Annotated in this window: 17 protein-coding genes; 12 read left to right on the top strand and 5 right to left on the bottom strand. The window is 45.8% G+C overall.

Features of this window, described 5'->3' with window-relative positions:
- Positions 1-10 precede the first annotated feature (10 nt).
- From araB to cstA, 9 genes are all read left to right on the top strand, one after another.
- On the top strand, positions 11-1,702 hold the full coding sequence (araB, locus tag TRNA_RS36485; RefSeq protein WP_025805113.1) for a ribulokinase: 1,692 nt from the start codon (positions 11-13) through the stop codon (positions 1,700-1,702).
- A gap of 15 nt (positions 1,703-1,717) precedes the next feature.
- A complete protein-coding gene (araD, locus tag TRNA_RS36480; RefSeq protein WP_011198185.1) occupies positions 1,718-2,404 on the top strand; it encodes an L-ribulose-5-phosphate 4-epimerase in 687 nt (228 codons plus the stop codon).
- 16 nt (positions 2,405-2,420) lie between these two features.
- Complete coding sequence (locus TRNA_RS36475; RefSeq protein ID WP_011198184.1) at positions 2,421-3,626, top strand: sn-glycerol-1-phosphate dehydrogenase; 1,206 nt, start codon at positions 2,421-2,423, stop codon at positions 3,624-3,626.
- 23 nt (positions 3,627-3,649) lie between these two features.
- Positions 3,650-4,927: an ABC transporter substrate-binding protein gene (locus TRNA_RS36470; protein ID WP_061576903.1), complete on the top strand. Its 1,278-nt coding sequence runs from the start codon at positions 3,650-3,652 to the stop codon at positions 4,925-4,927.
- A gap of 30 nt (positions 4,928-4,957) precedes the next feature.
- Positions 4,958-5,902, top strand: a complete 945-nt coding sequence (locus TRNA_RS36465; RefSeq protein WP_011198183.1) for a carbohydrate ABC transporter permease — start codon at positions 4,958-4,960, stop codon at positions 5,900-5,902.
- Complete coding sequence (locus tag TRNA_RS36460) at positions 5,902-6,744, top strand: carbohydrate ABC transporter permease (protein ID WP_009329343.1); 843 nt, start codon at positions 5,902-5,904, stop codon at positions 6,742-6,744. The genes TRNA_RS36465 and TRNA_RS36460 overlap by 1 nt, the downstream gene beginning before the upstream one ends.
- 35 nt (positions 6,745-6,779) lie before the next feature.
- Positions 6,780-8,288 carry an alpha-N-arabinofuranosidase gene (locus TRNA_RS36455; RefSeq protein ID WP_003184245.1) on the top strand — a complete coding sequence of 503 codons (1,509 nt, stop codon included), beginning with the start codon at positions 6,780-6,782 and terminating at the stop codon, positions 8,286-8,288.
- 93 nt (positions 8,289-8,381) lie between these two features.
- Positions 8,382-8,720 (top strand): hypothetical protein, encoded by a 339-nt coding sequence (locus TRNA_RS36450; RefSeq protein WP_011198182.1) that lies wholly within the window; start codon positions 8,382-8,384, stop codon positions 8,718-8,720.
- A gap of 141 nt (positions 8,721-8,861) precedes the next feature.
- Positions 8,862-10,658, top strand: a complete 1,797-nt coding sequence (gene cstA, locus TRNA_RS36445; protein ID WP_003184236.1) for a carbon starvation protein CstA — start codon at positions 8,862-8,864, stop codon at positions 10,656-10,658.
- Positions 10,659-10,689: 31 nt separating this feature from the next.
- On the opposite strand, the gene sspI is transcribed toward cstA, so the two are convergent.
- A complete protein-coding gene (sspI, locus tag TRNA_RS36440) occupies positions 10,690-10,902 on the bottom strand; it encodes a small acid-soluble spore protein SspI (protein ID WP_011198181.1) in 213 nt (70 codons plus the stop codon).
- 117 nt (positions 10,903-11,019) lie between these two features.
- Between sspI and TRNA_RS36435 the strand changes: the two genes are divergently transcribed.
- From TRNA_RS36435 to pheT, 3 genes are all read left to right on the top strand, one after another.
- On the top strand, positions 11,020-11,766 hold the full coding sequence (locus TRNA_RS36435; protein WP_003184231.1) for a TrmH family RNA methyltransferase: 747 nt from the start codon (positions 11,020-11,022) through the stop codon (positions 11,764-11,766).
- Positions 11,767-12,127: 361 nt separating this feature from the next.
- Entirely contained in the window at positions 12,128-13,162 is a 1,035-nt protein-coding gene (gene pheS, locus TRNA_RS36430) for a phenylalanine--tRNA ligase subunit alpha (RefSeq protein WP_003184229.1), read from the top strand.
- Positions 13,163-13,177: 15 nt separating this feature from the next.
- On the top strand, positions 13,178-15,592 hold the full coding sequence (pheT, locus tag TRNA_RS36425; protein ID WP_009329342.1) for a phenylalanine--tRNA ligase subunit beta: 2,415 nt from the start codon (positions 13,178-13,180) through the stop codon (positions 15,590-15,592).
- 171 nt (positions 15,593-15,763) lie between these two features.
- On the opposite strand, the gene TRNA_RS36420 is transcribed toward pheT, so the two are convergent.
- From TRNA_RS36420 to TRNA_RS36405, 4 genes are read right to left on the bottom strand one after another with little or no spacing between them, the layout of a single operon-like run.
- On the bottom strand, positions 15,764-16,312 hold the full coding sequence (locus TRNA_RS36420; RefSeq protein ID WP_003184223.1) for a hypothetical protein: 549 nt from the start codon (positions 16,310-16,312) through the stop codon (positions 15,764-15,766).
- A 10-nt stretch (positions 16,313-16,322) separates the two neighbouring features.
- On the bottom strand, positions 16,323-16,859 hold the full coding sequence (locus TRNA_RS36415) for a stage II sporulation protein M (protein ID WP_003184221.1): 537 nt from the start codon (positions 16,857-16,859) through the stop codon (positions 16,323-16,325).
- Positions 16,816-17,508 (bottom strand): ABC transporter ATP-binding protein, encoded by a 693-nt coding sequence (locus tag TRNA_RS36410; RefSeq protein WP_009329341.1) that lies wholly within the window; start codon positions 17,506-17,508, stop codon positions 16,816-16,818. The genes TRNA_RS36415 and TRNA_RS36410 overlap by 44 nt, the downstream gene beginning before the upstream one ends.
- Positions 17,509-17,516: 8 nt before the next feature.
- Complete coding sequence (locus TRNA_RS36405; protein WP_003184216.1) at positions 17,517-18,959, bottom strand: hypothetical protein; 1,443 nt, start codon at positions 18,957-18,959, stop codon at positions 17,517-17,519.
- Positions 18,960-18,980 lie beyond the last annotated feature (21 nt).

Genomic DNA, 18,980 nt, shown 5'->3' with positions numbered 1-18,980 from the left:
GTGAGGACTTATCCCTTACACAATCGGAGTTGACTTTGGAACATTGTCAGGGCGTGCAGTTCTCGTCGATGTCCGGACAGGTGAGGAAATCGCGACAGCTGTCAAAGAGTACACGCACGGGGTGATAGACCGGGAGCTTCCGGTCTCAAAGCGAAAGCTTCCGAGAGACTGGGCGCTCCAGCATCCGGCCGATTACATTGAAGTGCTGGAGGAAACGATTCCGAGCCTTTTGAAACAGTCAAAAGCGGATCCGAAAGAAATCATCGGAATCGGAATCGATTTCACGGCTTGCACGATTTTGCCCGTTGACGAGAACGGGACTCCTCTTTGTATGAGGGAAGAGTATGCGTCGGAACCGCACAGCTATGTGAAGCTTTGGAAGCACCATGCTGCACAGGAGCAGGCGAATCGCTTAAATCAAATCGCGGAAGAAAGAAATGAACCTTTTCTTCAAACATACGGCGGGAAAATTTCTTCCGAGTGGCTCGTTCCAAAAGTGATGCAAATCGCGGAAGAAGCGCCTGACATTTATGATGCCGCAGCCGAGATCATGGAAGCGGCCGACTGGATCGTCTATATGCTGTGCGGAACCAGAAAGCGCAACAATTGCACAGCGGGTTATAAAGCGATTTGGAACAATAAGAGCGGCTATCCTTCCGACGATTTCTTCGCAAGCCTGCATCCGAAGCTGAAAAATATCGTTCGGGAAAAACTAACGGAGGATATTTATTCTGTAGGCGAAAAAGCGGGCGGACTGACTGAAGAAATGGCCGGGAAAACAGGGCTTCTGGCAGGTACGGCGGTCGCTGTCGCAAATGTTGATGCTCATGTGTCGGTTCCGGCGGTCGGCATCACAGAGCCGGGCAAGATGCTGATGATCATGGGAACGTCTACCTGTCATATGCTGCTCGGCGAGGATGTCAGGATGGTGCCGGGAATGTGCGGCGTCGTTGAAGACGGGATTCTGCCGGGCTATGTCGGCTATGAAGCGGGCCAATCGTGCGTTGGCGACCATTTTCATTGGCTGATTCAACACTTTGTTCCAGAAGCGTATTTGAAAGAAGCTGAAGCCGAAGGGATTTCCATTTACGAACTGCTGTCTCAAAAGGCCGGCAGTCTCCAAATCGGTGAAAGCGGTTTGCTTGCATTGGATTGGTGGAACGGAAACCGTTCAACACTCGTTGATGCCGATCTGACGGGAATGCTGCTCGGTATGACCCTTGCCACTAAGCCTGAAGAGATATACCGTGCATTGGTTGAAGCGACTGCCTACGGGACGAGGATCATTATTGAAACGTTCAGACAAAGCGGCGTGCCGATCGAGGAGCTGTATGCCGCAGGAGGAATCGCCGAAAAAAATCCGTTTATCATGCAGGTTTACGCGGATGTCACCAACATGGAAATCAAAATTTCCGGATCTCCGCAGGCGCCGGCTTTAGGTTCAGCGATATTCGGAGCGCTCGCGGCCGGAAGCATGAACGGCGGTTACGACCATATCGAAGAAGCAGTCGCACATATGGGCAAGATCAAGGATAAAACGTACAAACCAATTCCTGAAAACGTTTCCTTATACGATCAGCTTTATGCGGAATATAAGGAGCTTTACACGTACTTCGGAAAGCAAAACAATGTGATGAAACGCCTTAAAAAATTGAAAAACATCCAGTCCCTTAGTTCTGACACCGGTAAAGCGATGGCTTAGAGGGAGGAGAAAACTGTGCTGGAATCTTTGAAAGAACAAGTATTAAAAGCGAATTTGCAGCTTGAAGAATACCGGCTTGTCACCTTTACATGGGGAAATGTCAGCGGTATTGACCGGGAGAATAAGCTGGTCGTCATCAAGCCGAGCGGTGTCAAATACAGCGATTTGAAAGCCGAAGATTTAGTGGTTCTGAATATGGACGGCGAGATTGTGGAAGGGGATCTGAAGCCATCTTCCGATACGCCGACACACCTCTATCTTTACCGGCAGTTTCAATCGATCGGCGGGATCGTCCATACGCATTCCCCGTGGGCGACAAGCTGGGCTCAGTCAGGGAAGGACATTCCGTCGCTCGGAACGACTCATGCCGACTACTACCACGGCGACATTCCGTGTACACGGGAAATGGATCCCGATGAAATCAGGAGTCAATACGAGCTGAATACAGGAAAAGTGATTGTAGAGACGTTCCGGCATCTTGACCCCCTGGCGGTGCCCGCCGTTCTCGTGAACAATCACGGGCCGTTTTGCTGGGGAAAAGACGCCTTAACTGCCGTACACAATGCCGTCGTCCTGGAAGAAGTCGCCAAGATGGCGTACCGCTCCCTGATGCTGAATCCGTCTCTTAAGCGGATTAAGAGCGCTTTGCAGGATAAGCATTATTTTCGAAAGCACGGGGCAGACGCCTATTACGGCCAATAGAGGAGGGAAGCTGCCAATGAATGACTTGATCTCTTATGTGAAAAAAACTTTGGGCGCATGCGAATGCGGAACCGTCCACCACCCGCTTACAGTCGAAAAAATCGCGATCGGCGACAATGCTGTTGAGCAAGAGCTGCCCGCTTTCGTGAAATCGGCTTCCTATAAAAAAGCCGCTGTCATTTATGATGAAACAACCGGACGGTTAGCCGGCAAGCGGATTGCCTCTCTTCTTGAGGAAACGGCTGAAACGGTTCCGGTGCTGCTGGAAGCTAATGAAGCGGGCGATGTGACGGCGGATGAGCAAACATTGGTGAGTGCATTGATCGGTGTACCGATTGATGCGGATGTACTAATTGCGGCCGGAGCGGGCACGATTCACGACATCGTCAGGTTTTGCGCCTATCAGCGCGGCATTCCGTTTATTTCAGTTCCTACGGCTCCGTCGGTTGACGGTTTTACTTCAGCCGGCGCACCGCTGATTTTAAAAGGAAAGAAACAGACGGTTCAAACGACAGCGCCGATCGCGCTTTTTGCCGATTTGGAGCTCTTGTGTCAAGCGCCGCAGAACATGGTAGCCGCAGGTTTTGGCGATATGCTCGGCAAGGTGACGTCGCTTGCGGATTGGGAGATTTCCCGCTTGCTTGCCGGCGAGCCGTATTGTCCGGCCGCCAGCCGGCTCACGAGGGAAGCGCTTGATCAATGTCTTGACCGAAAAGATGACATCGCCGCCAAGATGCGGGATGGGATTGAGAAATTGATGGAATCGCTGATCCTTTCTGGCCTAGTCATGCTGGTTCTCGACCATTCAAGGCCGGCTTCCGGCGGCGAGCACCATCTTTCCCACTACCTTGAAATGAAAGCGCTGGAGAACAATAAGCGGCAAGTGCTCCACGGTGCTAAAGTCGGCTGCAGCGCGATTATGCTGACTGACATTTACCGATCTCTTATCGGTGCAAGCCTGGGTGATCAACACGCTGAGCAAGCGATTCGCTCCGTTTATGAAAAGCTCCCTGACGGTAAGAAAATGGCAGAGTGGATGAGGCGTATCGGCGGGCCTGTATCATTCAAAGAACTCGATGTTGAAGAAGAGCTGGTGAGAGAAGCGCTCGCATACGCCCATCAGCTCAGAGACCGGTATACGGGACTGAAAATCATCAATCAATACGGCCTTTTGCCGGGGCTTTTAGGCAAAGGACCAGGCGTGAAAGGGGTTAAAATGTGAAAAGGTTCCTTTCATCTATCTTTATGGTCACGGTCGCTGTATGTTTGCTTTTATCGGGGTGCAAGGCGAGTCCTGCCTCCGATCAAGCGGACGGCACCGAACTGACATTTTGGACATTCAACGGCCTTCATGAACAGTTTTATGCTGAGATGGTGAAAGAATGGAACAAAAAGTATCCCGAGCGAAAAATCAAATTAAATACAGTGGTGTATCCGTATGGACAGATGCATGACAATTTATCTATCTCGCTTTTAGCCGGGAAAGGGGTTCCAGATATTGCCGATGTTGAGCTGGGGCGCTATTCGAACTTTTTGAAGGGCTCTGACATTCCTCTTACCGATTTAACGCCGCTTGTGGAGGACGAACGCGACAAGTTTGTTGAAGCGAGGCTGACGCTCTACAGCAAGAACGGCAAGCTTTACGGACTTGACACACATGTCGGAACTACCGTGATGTATTACAACATGGAAATGATGAATAAAGCAGGCGTTGATCCGGACGACATCAAAACATGGGAAGATTACAGGGAAGCGGGCAAAAAGGTCGTCAAAGCTCTCGGAAAGCCGATGACGACGATTGAAACGACCGACCCGAATTCATTTCTGCCGCTGGTTTCCCAGCAGGGATCCGGTTACTTTGATGAGCAGGGGCGGTTGACATTAAACAATGAGACAAACGTGAAAACGCTCGAATTTTTAAAGACTTTAATTGAGAAAGACAAAATTGCCGTCACAACGCCCGGAGGCAATCATCACAGTGAAGAGTATTACGGATTTATGAACCAAGGCGGCGCGGCGTCTGTCTTAATGCCGATCTGGTATATGGGCCGTTTTTTGGATTATATGCCTGACTTGAAAGGGAAAATCGCGATCAGACCGCTGCCGGCATGGGAAGAAGGGGGAGACCGCTCAGCGGGAATGGGCGGAACGGCCACCGTGATTCCAAAACAGGCGAAACAGGTCGATCTGGCCAAGGATTTCTTGAAATTTGCCAAAGCGTCAAAAGAAGGCAACATCAAGCTGTGGACCGTGCTCGGGTTCGATCCGCTCAGATGGGATGTGTGGGACTCGGACGAATTGAAAAAACCAAATCAATATACAGAATACTTTCAAAACGGACAACACATCTTTTCCGTGCTTCTTGACATAAAGGATGAGATCAATCCGCTTTACCTTACTGAGGATTATGCGAAGACTTCCGATCTCGTCAACAGAAACATACTGTACGAAGCGCTCAAAACGAAGAGCAAAACACCGAAAGAAGCATTGGACAAAGCAGCAGCTGAAGTGAAAGGGCAATAGTCTTTCATTACTGTAAAGCGAGGCGATAACTTGAAGACTGTTAAAACAGATACAGTGCATTCGTTTCCGCCGGTGAGCAGAAAAAGAAAGATCAGACGTTTATTATATTCAGCAAAAGCCGCACCCTACATTTTTACAGCACCTTTTGTACTCTCCTTTTGCATATTTTTTCTTTATCCGCTTATCAGCGTCGTCATCATGAGTTTTCAAAGCATTCTCCCCGGGGAAGTCCGCTTCATCGGGACGGAGAACTATAAAGCATTAAACAATCCTACATTTTATACCGCACTATTCAACACCGTAAAATACACCTTTTGGACATTGCTGATTTTAATACCTGTTCCTCTTATTCTGGCAGTCTTTTTAGATTCTAAACTCGTAAAGTTTAAAAACGTGTTCAAATCGGCTTTATTCATCCCGGCTCTGACTTCAACCATTGTGGCGGGGATTATTTTCAGGCTGATTTTTGGAGAAATGGATACATCCCTGGCGAATTCGATATTGGCTAAGCTCGGAGGTTCGCCGTACAACTGGCTGAACAATGAACATACCGGCATGTTTTTAATGGTGATGCTCGCATCTTGGAGATGGATGGGGATCAATGTCCTGTACTTTTTGGCGGGCTTGCAGAACGTTCCGAAAGAATTGTATGAAGCTGCCGAAATCGACGGGGCAGGCACGTTCAAGAAGTTTTACCATATTACGCTTCCGTTTTTAAAGCCCGTCAGCGTCTACGTGCTGACGATCAGCATCATCGGCGGCTTCCGGATGTTTGAAGAAAGCTACGTGCTGTGGCAGAACAACTCTCCGGGCAACATCGGCCTGACGATGGTCGGATACATTTATCAGCAGGGGCTTGCCTACAACAACATGGGCTACGGATCGGCGCTCGGCATCGTGCTCTTGATCATCATTTTCATCTGCAGCCTCATTTCATTAAAGCTGTCTGGATCTTTTAAAAAGGAGGGCTATTAATGCGTCCTGCCGGAGGCCTCAACATTGCGAAAGTAGCTCTGTTTCTGCTGTTTGCGATATTAAGCTTTTTGTTTGTGTTTCCGCTCTTCTGCCTTGTACTCGGCTCGCTCAAGCCATCTTCGGAATTGCTGCGCTTCGGCCTGAATTTAAAGCTGAGCCCTGAAATCCTGAGCCTTGACAATTACACTTACTTGTTTAACGGAGGCAGCATTTATTTTCAATGGTTTTCGAACAGCTTGATTCTCGTGGTGATATCCACCGTGCTGACGCTCTTGTTTTCTTCAATGGTCGGATACGGGCTTGCCGTCTACGACTTTAAAGGAAAAAATCTCTTGTTCGTAGCCGTGCTCCTGATCATGATGGTGCCGATCGAAATTCTCATGCTGCCTTTGTTTAAAATGACGGTTTCTCTTCATATTGTCGACACATACGCCGGTGTGATCCTGCCGTTTATCGTCTCGCCTGTAGCCGTGTTTTTCTTCAGACAGTATGCGCTCGGCCTGCCGAGAGATTTGCTTGATTCCGCGAGAATGGACGGCTGCACAGAGTTCGGCATTTACTTCAGGATCATGGCGCCCTTGATGAAGCCGGCATTTGGAGCGATGATCATTCTTCAATCCTTAAACAGCTGGAACAACTTCTTATGGCCGCTGATCGTTTTGCGATCGAAAGAAATGTTTACGCTCCCAATCGGACTGTCCGCTTTGCTCAGTCCGTACGGGAACAATTATGACATGTTGATTTCGGGTTCTGTGCTGGCGATTCTGCCCGTGATTCTCATCTTCCTGTTCTTCCAGAAGTACTTTATATCAGGTTTGACGGCGGGCGGAATCAAAGGCTGATCCACTATATATCATCTTGAAAGGAATGATTTAACATGACTGTACACAAAGCGAAGATGACGATTGACAAGGAATATAAGGTGGCAGAGATTGATAAGCGAATTTACGGCTCCTTTATCGAGCATCTCGGCAGAGCCGTTTATGAAGGCATTTATGAGCCTGATCATCCTGAAGCTGACGAATCAGGCTTTCGGAAAGATGTCATTAAACTAGTCAGAGAACTAAAGGTGCCGTTTATCAGGTATCCCGGCGGAAACTTTGTATCTGGATATAACTGGGAGGATGGAGTCGGACCTGTCGAACAGCGGCCGACAAGACTTGATTTGGCGTGGGCGACAACCGAGCCGAACTTAATCGGTACGAACGAATTTATGGATTGGGCAAAGCTTGTCGGGGCAGAGGTGAATATGGCCGTCAACCTCGGAACGAGAGGAATTGATGCCGCACGCAACCTAGTAGAATATTGCAACCATCCGTCAGGATCGTACTACAGCGACTTGAGAAAATCCCACGGATATAAGGAACCGCATAAAATTAAAACATGGTGCCTCGGCAATGAAATGGACGGTCCATGGCAAATCGGCCATAAAACAGCGGCCGAATACGGAAGACTTGCTGCTGAAGCCGCGAAGGTGATGAAATGGACGGACCCGTCGATCGAGCTTGTCGCCTGCGGAAGTTCGGGAAGCGGAATGCCGACATTCATCGACTGGGAAACGACCGTGCTTGACCATACGTACGAACACGTCGAGTACATCTCGCTTCACTCGTATTACGGCAACCGCGACAATGATCTTCCAAACTATTTGGCGAGATCGCTAGACATGGATCACTTTATCAAAACGGTCATCTCAGTCTGCGACTATATGAAAGCGAAAAAGAAAAGCAAGAAAACGATTCACCTTTCATATGATGAGTGGAATGTCTGGTATCACTCGAATGAAAAAGACAAAGAAGCTGAACGCTGGGCGAAAGCGCCGCACCTTCTTGAAGACATCTACAACTTTGAGGATGCGCTTCTCGTCGGCTGTATGCTGATTACGATGCTCAAGCATGCCGACCGCGTGAAAATCGCCTGTCTGGCTCAGCTTGTCAATGTCATCGCGCCGATTATGACAGACAAAGGGGGAGAAGCATGGCGTCAGACCATTTTCTATCCGTTTATGCACGCTTCCGTCTACGGCAGAGGAACGGTACTGCAGACGGCGGTATCGTCTCCAAAGTATGATGCGAAAGACTTTACGGATGTGCCGTACTTGGAGTCCGTGTCTGTTTTCAATGAAGAAGCCGAGGAATTAACCGTTTTTGCCGTCAACCGCGCAACAGACGCCGGCCTTGAAATGGAAGCCGATATGAGAAGCTTTGAAGGGTACAGTGTCTCTGAGCACATCGTTCTGGAACACGAAGATCATAAAGCGACGAATGAAAAAGACCGCAACAACGTCGTTCCGCACAGCGGCGGAGACGCCAAAGTATGTGACGGCAGGCTGACGGCTCACCTTCCGAAGCTTTCCTGGAATGTGATCAGAATGAAGAAACAATGATTGAAAAACCGGCCCGAAGAGGCCGGTTTTTTCAGATGAAAAAAAGGCTTCAGCAAATATGCCGAAGAATAAGTTAAAACGGGAGGAGGATTTATGAAGACGTTTTTTTCGGCTGCGTACTGTTTTTTGATGTACGCATTTTTAGCATACCTTTGGCTTCTGTTTATCACGGCGATCCTTGACCGGCCCCGGTTTCTTAATCACTCACTTTTAGAGGCGGGCGTCATCTTGATCGGCACCATTTTGTTTTTTTCGCTGTCCCACCATTTCTCAGCTTCGCCTTGTCAAAACAAATGTCAATCGAATCGCGGGGACCGCCGCTTTTTGTCTAGTGATGGCCGTTCATTTTTTTATCGTTCCGTTATGCTGACAGAAAAAAGGCGGATATCCGATGATACCCGCCAATTACGCCTTAAAAAAGGCAGCAGATGAAGCTTGTGTCTATTTTATTCTTATTATTCCTATTAGTCAACTATGTTTTAATTATCGGGACTGAAAAAACGCGCAAAAGATGATTGCGCTTACAAAAAATATGAGCTATGTTAAAAAAGAGACAAAGGGGGGAGGAATTGGATGAATGCAATAACAATTGTGATCGCTTCCATCTGTATTTTGGCGATCGCCTATCGTTTGTACGGAACATTTATGATGGTGAAAGTGTTGAAGGTTGATGACGACAAGCCGACTCCTGCCCATCTTCAGAAAGACGGCAAAGATTATGTGCCGACGAACAAATGGGTGTCTTTCGGCCACCACTTTGCGGCCATCGCAGCCGCGGGGCCGCTTGTCGGGCCGATCTTGGCGGCGCAGTTCGGCTACTTGCCGGGGCTGTTGTGGCTCCTGATCGGAGCGGTCATCGGGGGCGCCGTGCATGATATTGTTGTTTTATTTGCGTCGATGCGGAGGAAGGGAAAGTCGCTTTCAGAAGTGGCGAAAGAAGAGCTCGGGCCTGTTGCGGGATTTTGCACGGGGCTTGCGATGCTGTTTATTATTACAATCACGATGGCGGGGCTGTCGATGGTTGTGCTTCATGCGCTTGAACGCAATCCGTGGGGGACGTTCGCCGTTGCGATTACAATTCCGATCGCGATGGGGGTCGGCTTATTTTATAAAAAGACAGGCAACTTAAAATTAGCGTCTACCGGCGGATTTATTTTGCTGATGGCCGGTGTCTTCATCGGGCCCTCCATTGCAGAGACGCCGCTTGGAGACGCCTTGACGCTCGATACGAAAACGCTTGCTGTCGCACTTCCTGTCTATGCATTTTTTGCAGCGGCGCTGCCTGTATGGCTGCTGCTCGCACCGCGCGATTATTTGAGCAGCTTTATGAAAATCGGGGTGTTTATCGCTTTGATTGCCGGGGTTTTCGTTGTCAATCCGGCGATTCCGTTTCCGGCGTTTACCGAGTTCACGGGCGGAGGGGGACCTGTTTCGCCTGGTCCGGTCTGGCCGTTCATTTCAATTACGATCGCCTGCGGTGCGATTTCCGGTTTCCATGCGTTTGTCGGTTCAGGCACGACGCCGAAGATGCTTGACAAGTGGAGCGACATGAAATTCGTCGGCTTCGGAGCGATGCTCGTTGAGTGTCTTGTCGGCATCATGGCTTTAATCGCGGCAACGGCGTTGCAGCCGGGCGATTATTTTGCCATCAACAGTTCGCCAGAAGTCTTTCGGACGCTTGGCATGAATGTCGTCCATCTGCCTGAACTCAGCCGCGAAATCGGTCTCGATCTTGAAGGAAGAACAGGCGGAGCTGTTACCCTTGCCGTCGGCATGGCTTATATTTTCACGGATATTCCGTTTTTCAGCCATTTGGCCTCTTACTTTTTCCAATTTGTCATCATGTTTGAAGCTGTCTTTATTTTAACGGCGATCGATGCCGGTACAAGGGTGGCGCGTTATTTGATTCAAGACTTTTTCGGGGAAGTGTACAAACCGCTGAAAAAAACGGACTGGCTTCCGGGTTCGGTCGCAGCGAGCGCCCTTGCCTGTTTCATGTGGGGATATTTGCTGTACTCAGGCGATATCAGCTCGATTTGGGCGCTGTTTGGCGTATCCAACCAGCTGATGGCATCCGTCGGTTTAATTATCGGAGCGACGGTCATTTTAAAAATTGCGGACAAACGGCGTTATATGCTGACATGTCTCATTCCGCTCGCTTATTTGTATGTGACGGTCAACTATGCGGGATACTGGATGATCAAAAACGTTTATTTTAATGCGGAAGCTGCCGGTTTCAGCGTTTTAAACGGCATTTTATCGATCATTATGCTTGTGTTGGGACTTGTGATCATGGCTGCAGCCATTAAAAAATGGACGGAGATTTGGCGCGATCCGGCATTGCGGATGGAGCCTTCTATACCTGGATGATCAAATAAACCGGGGCCGTTTGGCCGCCGGTTTATTTCGCTTTTAATCCTTGTTCCAATGTCTCGAGCATTTCGGTTTTGTCTGATTCAGTTGCGTGCTGCCAGATGACCTCGAACAACACACCCAATCCCGGAAGCATTTTTTCTTCACCGCTTTGGATCGCATCGACGATCGTATGTTCAAGCTCTTCTTGCGAGTTCCCTGATACATTGGCAATAACGGCATGGCGCAAATTCAAATCCATCATTTTTCACTCCATTTCATCATCTGTTTTTCTATATTCTGCCTCGCTTTCGGGTTTATTATGTATCATTGATGAGATATAATGTGACTATTGCGAGACAAAAGGAGTCAAAACGATTTGAAACGAATTGAATCAGCCAAAAATCAAAAAGTGAAGGACTGGAAAAAACTTCATGCAAAAAAAGAGCGGACAAAAACGAATACTTTCTTAATAGAAGGCGAGCATCTCGTTGAGGAAGCGCTGAAGACACCGGGTGTTGTGAAAGAAATCATGGTCGCAGACGAAGCGGACTTCCCGGCTATGATTGATGAGTCTGTTGCCCGCTATGTTTTGAGCGCCGATGCTTTTTCAGCGATTGCCGAAACGGAGACGCCTCAGGCGGTCGCCGCTGTATGCCGAATGCCCGAAAGCGGACCTTTTCAATACGAAAAGCTGCTGCTAGCTGATGCTGTGCAGGACCCGGGCAATTTAGGGACGATCATCCGGACGGCAGACGCGGCGGGGATCGATGCCGTTGTTATCGGACAAGGGACTGTCGACCCTTACAATGCCAAAACGCTCAGGTCGGCTCAAGGCTCGCATTTTCACATCCCGATTTTAAAACGCGAGCTTTCAGAGCTGATTGAAGAGCTGAAGGGAAAAAGCGTCCCGGTTTACGGCACAGCGCTGCAGGGTGCCGTGCCATTTAGAGAAGCGGAGCCGTCGCAGTCGTTTGCGCTATTGATCGGAAACGAAGGATCTGGGGTCGATCCGGCCCTCCTCGCACAGACCGACCAAAATCTGTACGTTCCGATCTACGGAAAAGCGGAGTCGCTCAATGTGGCGGCCGCAGCCGCGGTCCTTCTTTATCATCTCCGCGGATAACCGGTTGCACAGGATCATGTAATTCACTATAATGAATTTAATATGTTTAAAAACAGTGATAGAGGCTCCGTTTTTTCACATGCCGCCATTCAGGGAGAAAATGCCTGAGACTGCAAGCATTTTTATGGCAGGCCGGAAAAACGCTTCACCTCTTGAGTTGTCACCGGGACCACGTCCCTCGAGGGATGTGTAAAGGTGAACCGGATTTATTCCGTTATGCCAATGAAGTAAGCAGCAAAGCTTTTTTGCTTTGTTTTAAAAAAGGGTGGTACCACGGCCACGATTCGTCCCTTTCATTATAAAAGGGGCTTTTTTTATTGCCTAAAAAACAGGTTGCTACATAAAAGGAGGAGTTTTTAAGATGCAGGAAGAGCTGAAACGGCTTGAAAAAGAAGCGGTTGAAAAAGTGGAAGCCGCTGGTTCATTAAAAGAAGTCAACGATGTCCGCGTTGCGTATCTGGGAAAAAAGGGACCGATCACAGAAGTGCTTCGGGGAATGGGAAAGCTGTCCGCTGAAGAAAGGCCGAAAATGGGGGCCTTGGCGAACGAAGTAAGAGAGAAAATCGCCGCGGCGATCGCCGAAAAAAATGCCCGCCTTGAGGAAGAAGAGGTGAAAAGGAAGCTGAAAGAGCAGACGATTGACGTGACGCTTCCGGGAAGCCCTGTGAAAACAGGAGCGCGGCATCCGCTGACGATCGTTATTGAAGAAATCGAAGACTTGTTTATCAGCATGGGATATTCGGTGGAAGAGGGGCCTGAAGTGGAAACCGACTATTATAACTTCGAAGCGCTCAACCTTCCGAAAGAGCACCCGGCCCGGGATATGCAAGACAGCTTTTATATTACGGAAGATACGCTGATGAGAACACAGACATCTCCTGTTCAGACGCGCACGATGGAAAAACATAAAGGCAAAGGCCCTGTCAAAATCATCTGCCCCGGCAAAGTGTACCGCCGCGACAACGATGATGCGACACATTCCCATCAGTTTATGCAGATTGAAGGGCTCTGCGTTGACCGTGATATCAGCATGAGCGACTTAAAAGGAACCCTGGAAACGGTCGCGAAAAAGATGTTCGGCGAAGAGCGCGAAATCAGACTGCGTCCAAGCTTCTTCCCGTTTACAGAGCCGTCTGTCGAAGTCGATGTTTCCTGCTTTAAATGCGGAGGCAAAGGCTGCTCCGTTTGTAAACAAACGGGCTGGATCGAAATTCTCGGCGCCGGAATGGTGCATCCGAACGTGCTCGAAATGGCCGGATTCGATTCCAAACAATATCAGGGATTTGCTTTTGGGATGGGCGTTGAACGGATCGCAATGCTGAAGTACGGCATTGACGACATTCGTCATTTCTATACGAACGATGTCAGATTTTTATCTCAATTTAAACAAGCTTAAAGAGGAGGACGCGTGATGTTTGTTTCATATAAATGGCTGCAAGAATACGTGAATTTAGACGGGATGACTCCCGAGATTCTCGCTGAAAAGATTACAAGAAGCGGAATTGAAGTGGAAGGCATCGAATATAAGGGAGAAGGAATTAAAGGTGTTGTCATTGGACATGTGCTGGAGCGCGAACAGCATCCGAACGCCGACAAATTAAACAAATGCCTCGTCGATATCGGCGAAGAAGAGCCTGTCCAGATCATCTGCGGGGCTCCGAATGTGGACAAAGGGCAAAAAGTTGCCGTCGCCACGGTTGGCGCGGTATTGCCCGGCAATTTTAAAATCAAAAAGGCGAAGCTCCGCGGGGAAGCGTCTAACGGCATGATATGCTCTTTGCAGGAGCTTGGCATTCAAGGCAAGCTTGTGCCGAAAGAATATGCGGAAGGCATCTTCGTTTTCCCGGGCGATGCTGAAACCGGGGCGGACGCCCTTCAAAGCCTGGCGCTCGACGATGCGGTTCTCGAACTGGGACTGACGCCAAACCGCGCCGACGCCATGAACATGCTCGGCGTTGCCTATGAAGTGGCTGCGATTCTCGGCCGCGAAGTCAAGCTCCCTGAGACGGCTTATCAGGCAGGCGCCGAAAAAGCGGCGGACTATATTTCCGTCAAAATTGAAGATCCTGAAGCCAATCCTTTATACGCGGCGAAAATCATTAAAGACGTCAAAATCGGCCCGTCGCCGCTTTGGATGCAGACGAAGCTGATCAACGCCGGCATCAGACCGCACAACAATGTCGTCGACGTTACGAACTTTGTGCTGCTCGAATACGGCCAGCCGCTCCACGCGTTTGATTATGACCGCTTCGGCTCAAAAGAGGTCGTCATCCGCAAAGCGTACGAGAACGAAACGATAACGACGCTCGACGAACAAGAAAGAACGCTGACCACTGAGCACCTTGTCATCACAAACGGCTCTTCTCCGCAGGCTGTCGCAGGCGTAATGGGCGGAGCGGAATCAGAAGTCCGCGAAGATACTGCGACAGTGCTGCTGGAAGCGGCGTATTTCAACGGCCAGACCGTTCGCAAAGCATCAAAGGACCTCGGTCTTCGCAGCGAATCAAGCGTCCGCTTTGAAAAAGGCATCGATCCTGCACGGGTGCGCCTCGCTGCAGAACGCGCGGCAGATTTGATCAGCCGGTATGCCGGAGGAACCGTCTTGGAAGGTACGGTCGAAGAAAACCATCTTGACATCAAAGAGAATGTCATCCGCCTTTCCGTTGATAAAGTGACGAAGGTTCTCGGCATGTCCATCAGCAAAGAAGAAATGGTCAACATTTTTGAAAGGCTCGGCTTTGCAGTTGAAGACGCTGAACGTGAACTGGTCGTGACGGTTCCGTCAAGAAGAGGCGATATTGCGATTGAAGAAGATTTGATCGAAGAGGTCGCAAGACTGTACGGATATGACAACATTCCGTCGACACTGCCGGAAGTAACAGGCTTTGCGGGCGGACTGACACCTTATCAGGACAAGCGCAGAAAAGTAAGACGCTTCCTGGAAGGAGCAGGGCTTTCCCAGGCGATCACATACTCATTAACAAACGATAAAAAAGCGACGGCTTACGCATTGGAAAAATCGTTTAAAACGATCCTTTCACTGCCGATGAGCGAGGAAAGAAGCGTGCTGAGGCACAGCCTGCTCCCTAATCTGCTCGATTCGGTTGCATACAACTTGGCAAGGCAGGCCGATTCAGCTGCTTTTTATGAAATCGGTTCTGTTTTCTTGAAAGCCGAAGAACATACGAAACCGGTCGAAAAAGAACACGTCGCCGGAGCCGTGACAGGCCTGTGGCACAAAAACCTCTGGCAGGGCGAGAAAAAGCCGGTTGATTTCTTCGTCGTAAAAGGCATCGTCGAAGGTCTGTTGGAAAAGCTCGGAATCACCGAAGGCATCGAATTCGCTCAATCTGAAAGAAAAGAGCTTCATCCTGGGCGGACAGCCAATATTTTGCACAACGGCTCATTAGTCGGCTTCATCGGCCAGCTGCATCCGTCAGTTGAAAAAGAGCTGGACCTGAGCGACACGTATGTGTTTGAACTGGACCTGCACGAGCTCCTCCGATTGGATGTACCGGAGATCACGTATACACCAATTCCGAAGTATCCTTCTGTTACAAGGGACATCGCGCTTGTTGTAGACAAACAAACAACGGCCGGCCAGCTTGAGGACGTCATCAAAACAGCAGGCGGCAAATGGCTGAAAGAAGTCCATGTCTTTGACGTCTATGAAGGCGAGCACATGGAAGAAGGCAAGAAGTCCGTCGCCTTCAGCCTGCAATATTTGAATCCTGAACAGACATTGACAGAAGAAGAAGTGACAAAAGTCCACGACCAAGTGCTGAAAGCGCTGGAAGATAAATATCAGGCTGTATTGAGAGGATAAAGAAAAACCGGTCCCCGATCATTTGGGAACCGGTTTTTTTGCATTGGAAAAATTGTCGGCCTATTGTAAGTTTTAATTATTTTAGGATGGCAAGAATATTTATGTAAAATATTTTGAATTAAGTTGTATCGAATTCTCATATGTTATTTAATGAGTCTATACGAAGGTAATCTATGCAAGAATATCGGAGAAAATAGATATGGCAATAGAAAATAAAAACAATATGAAAAAAGAAAAAGAGTATTTAATTTTTAGTGAGTTTTCTTTCTTTTCTAGACATAAATAGCACCAAAAAAATAACGAAATTAAAGAAAAAATGTTTAAATTTCTTAAAAAAGGAATAGAAAAAAGACTTTCAGCATCTTTTAAGCCAAATAGATAAAAGACAATAACTAAGACACTGCCTACAAGATTGAAATAGTAGGAAAGAACACCTTTTGAAAAAATGTTTTTAAAGGAATCCTTTGCTCCAAAAATCATAATAGCGAGCCAAATGATTAAAGTGAAAAATAAAAGCTCAAGAAGGGGTTTTATCGCTTCGCCAATTACTGCTATTGTAATGCCAATCCATTTACTGATAGTAATAAGATTTCCATATTCATCTTCGTTTAATTCATGTAAGCTAGCATCGATCTCATTCATTTTTAAAATGGAAACACATAAGGCTGCAGCTCCAGATAATAGACAAATACATATTAAGTTGAATTTAGTCTTCTTCATATTGAACTCCTTATTTTAGTAATATTACGTAGTATTCGACAATAGATGCTAAGATTAGAAGGCCTACTGCACTTATCATTATTATTGTGTACTCTTTTACTTTCGGCTTAATCATTAGGTTTATTTCAGACTTTTTTAGAAATCTTAAAAAACGGGAAGAAATATCAAGAGATATTACATAAAAAGCAAGAAGGGCAAGGATTTCAAAGGGGCCGTGAAATAAGAGATATTGTAGTGATTTCCAAAAACCTAAAGACTTCTCATATGAAAAGAAAATTGCCCCTGAGAAATAACCGTTTAAAAACACTACTACACTAGATAGGAAACCAACACTGATTAATCCAAGAAAGAAAATAGTTAGTCCTACAATTAAGTTATTTGTAAAAATCTCTAAAGCGTTGGATATTTTAAAGCTATCATAGTAAGTCTCGTGTATTTCTTGAAATACAAAAAAGCTAAGAGAAAAACCGAAACCAAAAATAATAATGAACAAAATAGAGTATTTAGCATAGGTATTCAAGGAATTTTTTTTCAAGGCTGGCTTCATTAAATGTCTCCCCGGCTAATTTTTTTTCAGTGTGGATAATATTTCCGTTATTAATAAATAATATCTCATCACAAAGATCTGCTGCAAACTGTAAGATATGCGTGGATAAAATAATAATTCTATTTTGATTTCTAATATTAATTAAAATCTTTTTCATATCCGCCATGTTTTTTGGATCAAGTCCTGTAAAAGGCTCATCAAGCAAGATAACATCAGGTTGATGCAAAGTGGAAAGAATAAAAGACATTCTTTGACGCATTCCTCTTGATAGCGAAGATGCCATTTGGTCTTTTTGTTCTTTTAGACTGAACATGTCTAAGGTTTCAATGATTTGTTCTTGGGATAATGGTTTTTCAATTAATAAAGATTGGTACTTGATTAATTCATAACACGTTAAATTCTCAAATAATTTTGGATCGTCTTCTAGGTATCCGATTTTCTCTAAATAATTGGTAAGATGTCCATCAACGACTACCTCACCGCTATCCGGAGGAATGAGGCCTGCAATAATTTCTAATAGGGTCGTTTTTCCTGCTCCGTTTTTACCGAGCAATCCAATAATCTGATTTCGCCCGCAAGCGAATTCTAAATTCTTCATGCTAAAATTGGATTGAGGATATTCTTTTGATATATTTTGCAGTTTAAGCATATAATCACTCACTCGAATAAAGATTTTATTGATATGTAATTTTTGTTGATTGTTGATTTCCATATTTGCTTGTTTATGGAGTGCAGTAGCGTTATGATACATAACAAAGTGATAAAAATAACAACATACAAAACTTTGTTGTAAGTTGAAACAATGGCTAACCCTATTAGTAATCCAAATACTAAATTAAGAAAGATTTTGCTTAAAGTACTGGGAACTTGATAAATGTAATCCCATTTAAAATATGGAAACAATATAGTTGAAGTGAGACAGCTTAACCCCAAAGTAACAGCTATCATCAATAAGATAATGGATAATGCAATAAAATGATCCGGTTTTATATAAAAATTTGAAATCGCAGCATAGATTAAAACAAATAACACATGTGCTAAGACAGAGATTTTGGTTTTTGCTTTTATTTTGTTTTTAATAAAGTTTGGCTTGTGCTGATTCAAAGGTATAATAAGACCATCAATATCAAAAGAAACCAATGATTGAATCATGATAGAGATAAAGACTAACGGGAACAGCACGCTGAACATAAAGCTGAATTCGTTGGAAATTCCAGTGTCTGCAAATCGATCAGTGTTAAAACCATACAAAATGATTGTTAGTAAACCTGCTGATAAACTTAAAATAAATAATAAAACCGACCACCTTACAGGCGGGTTCCTATATAGAAGGATCAGCTCGTAATATAGAAGGCTTCTGCTCTCTCTAGACTTCTTCAAATTTGTATCAGTCTTGCTATTTAAATGATCATTAAAAATGGAAAGGTTTCTTAAACTTTTATACCACACTATAATTAACAGGATTGTTAAAGATACCATTATTGGTATAGATATTGAAAAAATTCGCATATTATTGATGTTTAGAAATAACAAATTATATTTGAGTATAAAAAAGATCCAAAGAATTAAAATTCCATTTGTGAAAAAGCCAATAATGCTTGAGACATTTATGAATTTAGGCAATACTAATAGCCTTATAAAATGAAGTCTAAGCAAATATCCTAGTATAGCGGACAATAAACCAATCACAGCAATCGCGAAGACTTCTTCCAAAGACTGATGAATGAGATAATATACAATCGATGAACCAACATAAAAAGATATTAAAGATAAAAATGAACTATAAAATTTACTAATATCTTTTCCTAATATAAATTGATCCAATTTGATTCCCAGAATGGCCATTTGTTTTTTGTCGGAGGAAAACATAACTCTGAAAATACTTTTATCAATATTTACAGTAAGGATAAACAGAAAAAAAGAAAGATGAATGATGACTAGATTTTTAATGATGTACCCAGCAAAGCTGCCAATTATTAAAGGGAAAACAACGAATGACAATATCAATACGAATAATGCAAGCCATTTGCTTTTAGTATTAAATTTTCGAATGTCGTTGGTTAAAAGAATTTTTGAATAAATTAAGTATTTATTATTCATTGAAAACCATCCTGACTTAAA

The sequence above is a fragment of the Bacillus licheniformis DSM 13 = ATCC 14580 genome (assembly GCF_000011645.1).
Taxonomy (GTDB): Bacteria; Bacillota; Bacilli; order Bacillales; family Bacillaceae; genus Bacillus; species Bacillus licheniformis.
This window is presented reverse-complemented; position numbering and strand designations above follow the sequence as displayed.